This is a genomic window from Micromonospora sp. NPDC000668 (assembly GCF_042897975.1).
Classification (GTDB): Bacteria; Actinomycetota; Actinomycetes; order Mycobacteriales; family Micromonosporaceae; genus Micromonospora.
Genome location: NZ_JBIAYP010000012.1, coordinates 1 through 7,852, shown reverse-complemented (window position 1 = coordinate 7,852; position 7,852 = coordinate 1). Strand labels below are relative to the sequence as shown.

Here is a 7,852-nt window from a genome sequence, read left to right as displayed (position 1 = left end):
ATCGGGATTTGAACTACGCCCTGTATGTGACTGAGGGTGAGATCGGTGTGGGGCCTGAGGATGACTTCAACTCGGCCAACGCCCCGCAGCTTGATGTGCCGCAGATCGTCGAGTTGCTGCTGACCCTGCCTGAGGTTCGTGCGGAACTGGCCCACCAAGACCCGCTCCTCACATGCTGAACCTCGCGATTCCGGTCGCGGCGCGGATCCGGCTGGCCGGTGCCGCGTCGGGTCCGTGGCGTCGATCCTGAGGGGGAGCTGTGGCGACTGCGACCGGAACCAAGAACAGCGACCTGCGGAGGAAGGCGACGATCGTCGGCGTTGGACTGCTGTGCGTCGCGGCCTTCCAGGCGTCGTCGGCAAACGCCTGGATGTTCGTCCTGCAGGCCTCGGCCGCGGCGATCCTCCTCAGTGGCCGCATTCCCCGTCCCCGACTACCGGATCTGCTGGCCCTCGCGGTCGCTGCCTGGGCGCACCTGACGGTCAACTGGTCCAGTGACGTTGCCCAGACTCGGAGCGTGGCTCTCGCGTACACCTCGGCCTGTCTCATCTTCGTCGCGGTCCGCCACGTCGCCACGACGCCGAGATACCTGCTTGCGGTGGGGGGTTCGTACATCCTCGGGTGCGCGATCTCGGCATGGCAACTGATCATCGAGGCGCGTGGGGTACTCACGCAGACCAGCGCGTTGGACATGGCTGTGCGCTTCGGCATCGAGGGCACCAACATCAATTTCACGGCCTACTCGAGCGTCACCGCGTTCGTGCTGGCACTGGCCCTGCTGAGAATCCCCGGTCAGCGGCGGTTGGTCAGAATTGGCCTGATCGCAGCGTTGCCGGTACTGGCGTCCGGGGTTTTCTTGAACAGAACCAAGGGCGCCCTGGTCGCACTGCTGCTCGCGATGGTGTACGCGCTGCTGAGCGAGTTGATTCCGCGCGCGATGTGGACGGCCGTGATCGCGGTGGTACCGACGCTGCTGCTCGCGGTGCCGCTCGGCCTGGGGCACGGCGCACTGCTGTGGGCCGACGACGCGATCGGCTCGGCGTCGACCGGTGACGTGGCAGGCCGCATCGAGATGTGGCGGTATGCGCTGACCTACTGGTGGGACGCCTTCTGGGTGGGCGGCGGAGCAGGCAACTTCGAGATCTGGAATCCGCTGGGAATTCGCCCACACACCGCCGTCCTCGCAGTCGCCGCGGATCTGGGCCTGGTGGGGTTGGTGGGTGTTGCCGTCCTGTTTGGATCGGTGCTCACCACGCGGGCGGCACAGTGTGCGGTCGGGCGTCGTGTCGCCGGGCTCTTCGTGGTGGCGACGTTTCCGATCTGGCTGACCGGCGTGTGGGAGTTCGAGCGGGGCGCGTGGCTGGCACTCGCCCTCCTGTCGATGCTGCCGGTCCCTGCCACGAACCGGCGGAAGGGGAATGGCCCGGGCCGGAGGGCGACGCGTCCGTCCGGCACGATCGGCGTCCGCGCTTCCCGGTCCCCAGCAGGAATACGGCTGGAATGGCCGACGGAGAAGACGCCGGAGGTGCGGGAGGTGGCCGCGGCCGGACGGCGGCTGACGTGATCAGCGGGACATGACCGGCGGTTCGAGTGGTCACCGTTTTCACCTTTGCGCTGCCGGGCCATCACCCGCATGACTTCACGTTCGTTGGCTCGTTCAGTGAGTACTGAATGTTGTGCCGAGGTAACGGGCGGAATGGTGAATCCGGATCACGGTGGTACGGCTTCTGTGGCTCGGTTGCTGTCTCTGCCACCGAATCATGCCTCCACCCGATGCGGTTCTGCACAGGGTCGTTGGGCGCCAAATAGTGTGGAGGTTTGGCGAGTGGAATCGCAAAGTTCCGTCCGTGTTGACTCGCGGCGGTCCACTGCGGGCCGCTCGGCGGGGCGACCAGCCGGGAGTGGGCTGTGGTGACCGCCGTCGACGGAACCGCCGGCGGTCGGCATCGCTCGCCGGTCGGGGGCGCCCGCGACTGGCAGCTCTCGGCGCCACGGCCGCCCGAGCACGGTCCACCCTGGTCAGCGGAGGCAGATCGTGGATCGCCGAGTTCTCGAACGGTGACCTGGCTTCCGTTGTCGCTGGCCCTGGTCTGGATGCTCGGCACGTTCGGCGCGTTCTGGTTGACGGGGTTGGCCCGCGAGGTCGACAACCCGGGTCAGCTCTGCACCTTCGTGATCGGGGCGACAGCTCTCTTCGCCGGCGGATACGCGGCGCAGATGTCGCGTCGTCCGCCCCCTGTGGTTGCCCCGACTCACTCGACCGATCGGATCCGGCGAGTGCGTCAACTGGTCCTCGCCAGTTCGGTCTACTACGTCGTCCTGAGCCTGACGCGGCTGGCGGAGTTCGGCGCGACCGGCCCGCAGAGCGTGTGGGCAAGCATCCAGGCCCCCGCGACCGGGTATCTGAACAAGTTCGATGTCTATCAGCAGGGCGTCGGCAACACGAGCCCGTGGATGAACCTCCTGTTTCCGCTCGGCGTACTCAGCGTGGCTCTGGTGCCGCTGCTGGTGGTCCACTGGCGAAGTCTCCCCACCTGGCTGCGGCTCGCAGGTCTGGTCGGAATCACGCTGCACATGGCGTTCTACCTCTTCATCGGCACCACGAAAGGCCTCGGCGACGTCGTCATCATGCTGGTGGCGGGGATGCTGGTCGCTCGGGCCGCGGTGCGACACCGCCGGCGGACCCGCTCCCGGCGACGGAGAGCGCTCGTGCTGGTCGCCGGGGCGTTCGCGCTACTTGTCGCCTACATGATCCACAGCCACGCGACGCGGGCGACCGAGTTCGGTACCACGGGCGCCCTGGTGCAGGTGAATCCTGCGGTTGAGCGTGTGGTGGGGGCACCCGTGGCCGAGGGCATCGCCGACGTGATCGGCTATCCGACTCATGGCTATCTCGGGCTTTCCTACAACCTGCAACTGCCGTTCGAGTGGTCCCGTGGTCTCGGTAGCTCGCCGTCCGCGGCGATCTTCGCCGAGCAGACCGCCGGGGTGGACCTGACCGATCACCCGCCCTACCCCGACCGGACGGAGCACGAGAAGGGGTGGCCGGCGCGCATGTACTGGGCCACCATTTACCCCTGGCTCGCCTCGGACCTCACGTTCCCCGGTGCGGCGTTGTTCATGGGTCTGGTCGGCTGGCTCTTCGCCGGCTCGTGGCGCGCGGCGGTGTCCTCTCGACGGGTGGTCCCGACATTGATCTTCGCGCAGCTCTGCATCCTCATCGTCTATGTGCCGGCGAACAACCAGCTCGGGATGGCGCCAGAGTCGATCGTCGGGATGGCCACGCTTCTCGCGCTGTACGCGATGCAGGCGCTTTCCAACGGACAACGGCAGCTGCGGGCGGCCCAGGATCGCCATCGACATACTTGGCGATGAGCGCGGGTGACCTCGGGCTGCTTCAGTCCCAGTGTCGGAAGAATCTCCCGAGAGGCTCCGCATAGGCCCGATAGTCGAACGATTCGAGCGCCTGGCTCCGCGCGGCCTGACGCATGAGGCCCCGCTGCTCACCGCTCAGCCGCGCGGCAGCACGGAACGCTTCGGTGACCTCGGCCAGTGTGTGGTCTCGGCAGATCAGGCCCTCACGGTTGGGGCGCAGGTATCTCCCCATGTCGCTGGTCAGGTTGGCGATTACCGGGGTACCGCTGGCCAGGCTCTCGCAGAACTTCGTCGAGAAGCCTGCGTCCGTCGCCCGCTCCGGCCGGCGGATGAGCACGCTGAAGTCGGCGCCCTGCAGGGCGCTTGCCACCTCGGCCTGCGGTACACGACCCAGGCAGCGCACCCCGTCCGGCAACGATCGGCCATCGAACAGGTTGCGTACCTCACCCAGCGTCGGGCCGTAGATCTGCAACTCGATGCTCGCGCCGTCGCGCTGGACGCGACCCACCGCTTCGATGACGGTGCCCAGGAGATCTTTCTTGTTTCCGTGCGGGTTACCGGCATAGACGAGGGTGAGGGGGTACGAGTCGTCCACCGTCGGCCTGGCGTCCACGGTCAGGTTCTTGACGTCGAGGGTGGGCGGCACCCGCAGGATCGGCATACCGGCGCGGCGGTAGTGGGCCTCCAGGTAGGAGCTGATCGCGATGACGCCGTCGCAGCGGGGGTAGTAGTAGTGCATGGCCAGTTTCATGCTGGCGTGCAGGGGGCCGAGGTAACCGCCGCGCACGTAACGCCCGTTGAACCAGTCGACGACATCAACGATCAGCGGCACGTTGTTACGGCGGCACCACCGCTGAAGGTGGAACATGTACTGGGCTTGGCCGCCGTGCACCAGGACGTGGGACGGCTTTGTCGGCTGGGCGTCCAGCCATCGGACCGTCCGCTGGCCCCACCGCAGCAGAGTCTGTATCGAGCTGCCAAGCGGCCCAGCTTCCGGTGGCGGCTTCTCCGCCAGGCCGATGTGGGAGACCGAGCCCGGTCCGTCGACGCCGGGTAGCGGGGTCATGGTCCGCGGTTCGGGACCGCCGCCGGCGACCACCACGTCATAACCGGCGGCGGCCAACGACGCCACCAGGCCGTAGACCCGTCGCGACCCCGCCTCGCCCCACGGGAAAAGGAATGGACCTGCGCAGGCGATCCAACGTGAACGGCGTGTCATCGCAGCACCTCAACTTGCTTCTAGGTCAGTTGCCTGCGGGTGGCCTCGGAGACGGCGGATTCGGCTCTTGCTGCCGAGCGCAGCGTGGCGGCGAACCGCGCGGCTACGCCTTCCTTCGCGTGTTCCTGCCGCGCGAACTCGATTCCGTTGCGGGCAAGCCTCTCCCGGAGCCCCGCGTCCCGGCAGAGATCCGTCAGGCCGCGGACCAGCGCCGCGGTGTCGCTCGTCCCGACGATCACGCCGGCGTTGGCTTCCCGGATGTGGTTCATCGAGGCCACCTCGGTGGGCCCGTAGCCGAAGATGGGCCGGCCCGACGCCAGGTACTGGGGGATCTTCGTCGACACCGAGTAACGGGTGTAGCGCCGGATGTCCTCGTCGAAGGACTCGATGTGAACGAGGACGGCCGCGGACCGTAGCGCCGCGGGCACCTCGTCACTGGTCAGCGAAGGCCCCAGGCGTACGCGCTCCAGGTGGGCGAAGTGCTTTCCGTACTGGGCGAGGTCCCGCTCCGGGGAGTGAATGGTGAGCCGTACGGGCAGGCCGGCGTCGGCCACGCTGTCCAGTGCGGCACCGATGTCGCGAAGTGACTCCCAGCGGTTGAGGTGCAGGGCGCCGACGTAGACCAGCTCCGTCACCCGCTGCTGATCCGCCTCGTCCCGGGGCGCGGCGAAGAAGGTCTCGTCGACGCAGTTGGCGAAGGCGCTGAACGGAATGCGGTAGCGCCGGGAGTACTCCTCCGCCATCGGCTGACTGATGGCCATGCCGAGCGGGGCGAGGCGGATGAGCCTGGCGACCGCCTCCTGAACCGCCCGGTCGGCGCGCCCGAAGAGTTCACCGTTGTCGTATAGGGTCGCCGGCCAGTCGTCCGTGAAATGCGGCACGACCGGGACGCCGCACGTGCGTGCCGCGAGTGCGGTGATCCTCGTCAGCCGCACACTGCCGAGCATGGAGTAGACAAGGTCCGGTCGGAAGTCGCGCATCCACTCGGTCAGCTTCCGTGGAACACGGATTGGACTCAGGTCGGCGGTCGCGCGCAGTTGCGCGTACGCCTTGGCCATGCCGGGTCGTTTTTCGGCCGCCGCCTGTACGGCAGCGATCGGCCGGCTCTGTTGCAGTGGCGTGTGACCGTTCCACCCGAGCATCCGCATGGAGTAGTACTGGATGGGAAGGTAGTGGTCTCTCGGCGGGAAGTGGAAATAGTTCTCGCACACTTCCGTCGATGGCGCGATGTTGCCGGTGTAGACCTGCCCGAGGCGGTCTTTCGGCCAGCCGGAGAAGAGGTTCGACAGGGTCATCGCGGTCCCGCTGACACGGCTGAAAGGCGTGTGGCTGACCACCAGCACCCGCGGAAAATCCTCGTCCAACAGCATCAGTGCATCCGCCTCTCTCATGTGGACCGCAGAGTCAGTGCCCGGCGGTAGCCGTAAATGGCGGCCGGAACAACCGTGATGGTGTATATGACGACCGCGATGTATGGTGCCGCGGACACGCCGAACCAGTGCACACCGTACAGCTTGCCGATGATGGAAAGCGGCAGATACAGCAGATAGCCCCAGAGTTGTGGGCGTACGACTCCGGCCGCGTTCTGCACCATGAATCGCGGAGAGATCGCGGCCAGTACGATCCACCAACAGGCGAAGCCCAGCAGTAGTGACCGGTTTCCTATCGGGATAGGGAGCCACGCGGCGAAGAGCTCCTCGCCGAAGATTACCAACAGGGTCGATGGCAGCAATGCGATAAGCGTGGAGACGATCGTCATGCGCCGGACGGTTTTGCGCACCCAGTCGAGGTCTCCCCGGGCGAGAGCTTCGCCGTGCATTGGCCACAGCGGCTGGTTTACCAGCGTCACGAGCGCGCCGAGCTGGGTGAACAGCTTCGCCGGCACCGCGTAGGCGGTGACGCTGGCCAGGCCCAGGACGTGCGCGATGATCAACGGGTCGGCATTGTCGGCCAGGACCATCACCAGCGTTACCAGGAAGAACAGGCCGCCAAGGCCGAACAGGTCACGGATCCCGCGTCCGTCGATGAATCTCGGGCGGGGTGCCAGGTGTGGCAGGCGCCGTCCGAACGTCCACGCGGTGTTGGCGATGTTGACCAGTAGCGGGGCGACCGCGATGCTGGCGATCACGGCTATCGGAGGAAATCCCGCGAACACCGCGCCGAGCGCGAGCGGCAGCGAGAGTGCGCTCGCGGCCGCCTGCCAGATATTGCTGGCCGCCACCTGTTGGTACGCGTACTGAACCCTGGCGACCAGCGACAGTGGAATGTTCAGGAGGAAAGCGGTCAGGCAGACCAGGGCGACGAGGTGCGCATCCTCCGCCGCTGCCCCGGTGGCGTTGAAGAGCAACGGCCACGGAATGAACCCACCGAACAGCCAGAGCAGGCCACACAGCGGGAGCGCCACGCCGCAGACCGCTGCATAGGCGCTGGAGATGTACCGCCGAGCCGTGTCCGTGTCGCCGTCCACCCGGCAGGGCGCGAGCCTGGTCATCAGCCCGAGGCCGACGCCCAGGTCCGCGAAAGCGACCATCCCCGTGACCGCGAGCACCGCGGCCCAGAGTCCGTACAGGTCAGTGCCGAGGTACGACAGGGTCACGGGGAGGAGGGTGAGCGGTACGAGGGCGCTGACCACCCGACTCAGTGCTGCGGTGGCGATCCAGGACAGCAGCCGGCGGCCGCGGCTCTGGCTCGGGGGAGCGGGAGCGGCCGGCTCCGGCCGCTCAACCGTCTGGACGACCCGACCAGGCCCGGGAGATGCGGCGTCCGGCTGCTCCTGCCGCTCGAACCTGTTGTCGGGGGCCCGCATCTTTCGGTCCTATCCATCTGCGGCGAACGCCGGAGGGACGCGCCTGGCGATGCGGGTGCCGCGACGCGGCCTCGCGCTGGGGGTTTCCTCCCGGGCATAACTGCTGGTGAGGGATTTGGGTGCGGCCTCCCTCACGACGTGGGCAGCGGCGCCGCCGCCCGCCCCAGCCCCTGAAGCGCCCCGGCGAGCGTGGTTCGGGGACAGGCCTGGTCGTGTCCGGGTTTCGACCAGTATAGGCGGGTATGGGACATAGAACGCCAGAACCAGCATTCTGTCCCCAACAGATCGAGTGCAGGCCGTTTGGGGCGTTTCCTGGTTGGTTGTGGGGTCGTTGCGGGTGTTGGGGCTGTCGCGCACCAGTGACGTTGAGGAGTGGTGTTGACTTTTCTGGCTTCTGGTCGCCGGGTGTTGATCACCGGTGGTACGGGTTCGTTTGGTCGGACGATGGTGGG

Annotated in this window: 6 protein-coding genes; 3 read left to right on the top strand and 3 right to left on the bottom strand. The window is 67.2% G+C overall.

The annotated features are described in order from the left end of the window. Nucleotides 1-8: 8 nt before the first annotated feature. The 3 genes from ACFY29_RS34820 to ACFY29_RS34810 all read left to right on the top strand — a co-directional run bounded on the left by ACFY29_RS34820 (nucleotide 9) and on the right by ACFY29_RS34810 (nucleotide 3,375). Nucleotides 9-179: a hypothetical protein gene (locus tag ACFY29_RS34820; protein ID WP_386993026.1), complete on the top strand. Its 171-nt coding sequence runs from the start codon at nucleotides 9-11 to the stop codon at nucleotides 177-179. Between the two features lie 80 nt (nucleotides 180-259). Further along, entirely contained in the window at nucleotides 260-1,564 is a 1,305-nt protein-coding gene (locus ACFY29_RS34815; RefSeq protein WP_386993024.1) for an O-antigen ligase family protein, read from the top strand. Nucleotides 1,565-2,058: 494 nt separating this feature from the next. Beyond that, nucleotides 2,059-3,375: a hypothetical protein gene (locus tag ACFY29_RS34810; protein ID WP_386993022.1), complete on the top strand. Its 1,317-nt coding sequence runs from the start codon at nucleotides 2,059-2,061 to the stop codon at nucleotides 3,373-3,375. A 22-nt stretch (nucleotides 3,376-3,397) separates the two neighbouring features. On the opposite strand, the gene ACFY29_RS34805 is transcribed toward ACFY29_RS34810, so the two are convergent. From ACFY29_RS34805 to ACFY29_RS34795, 3 genes are read right to left on the bottom strand one after another with little or no spacing between them, the layout of a single operon-like run. Next, entirely contained in the window at nucleotides 3,398-4,594 is a 1,197-nt protein-coding gene (locus ACFY29_RS34805; RefSeq protein WP_386993020.1) for a glycosyltransferase, read from the bottom strand. A gap of 20 nt (nucleotides 4,595-4,614) precedes the next feature. Beyond that, nucleotides 4,615-5,985 carry a glycosyl transferase family 1 gene (locus ACFY29_RS34800; protein ID WP_386993018.1) on the bottom strand — a complete coding sequence of 457 codons (1,371 nt, stop codon included), beginning with the start codon at nucleotides 5,983-5,985 and terminating at the stop codon, nucleotides 4,615-4,617. Next, nucleotides 5,982-7,400, bottom strand: a complete 1,419-nt coding sequence (locus ACFY29_RS34795) for a lipopolysaccharide biosynthesis protein (protein WP_386993015.1) — start codon at nucleotides 7,398-7,400, stop codon at nucleotides 5,982-5,984. The genes ACFY29_RS34800 and ACFY29_RS34795 overlap by 4 nt, the downstream gene beginning before the upstream one ends. Nucleotides 7,401-7,852: the final 452 nt, after the last annotated feature.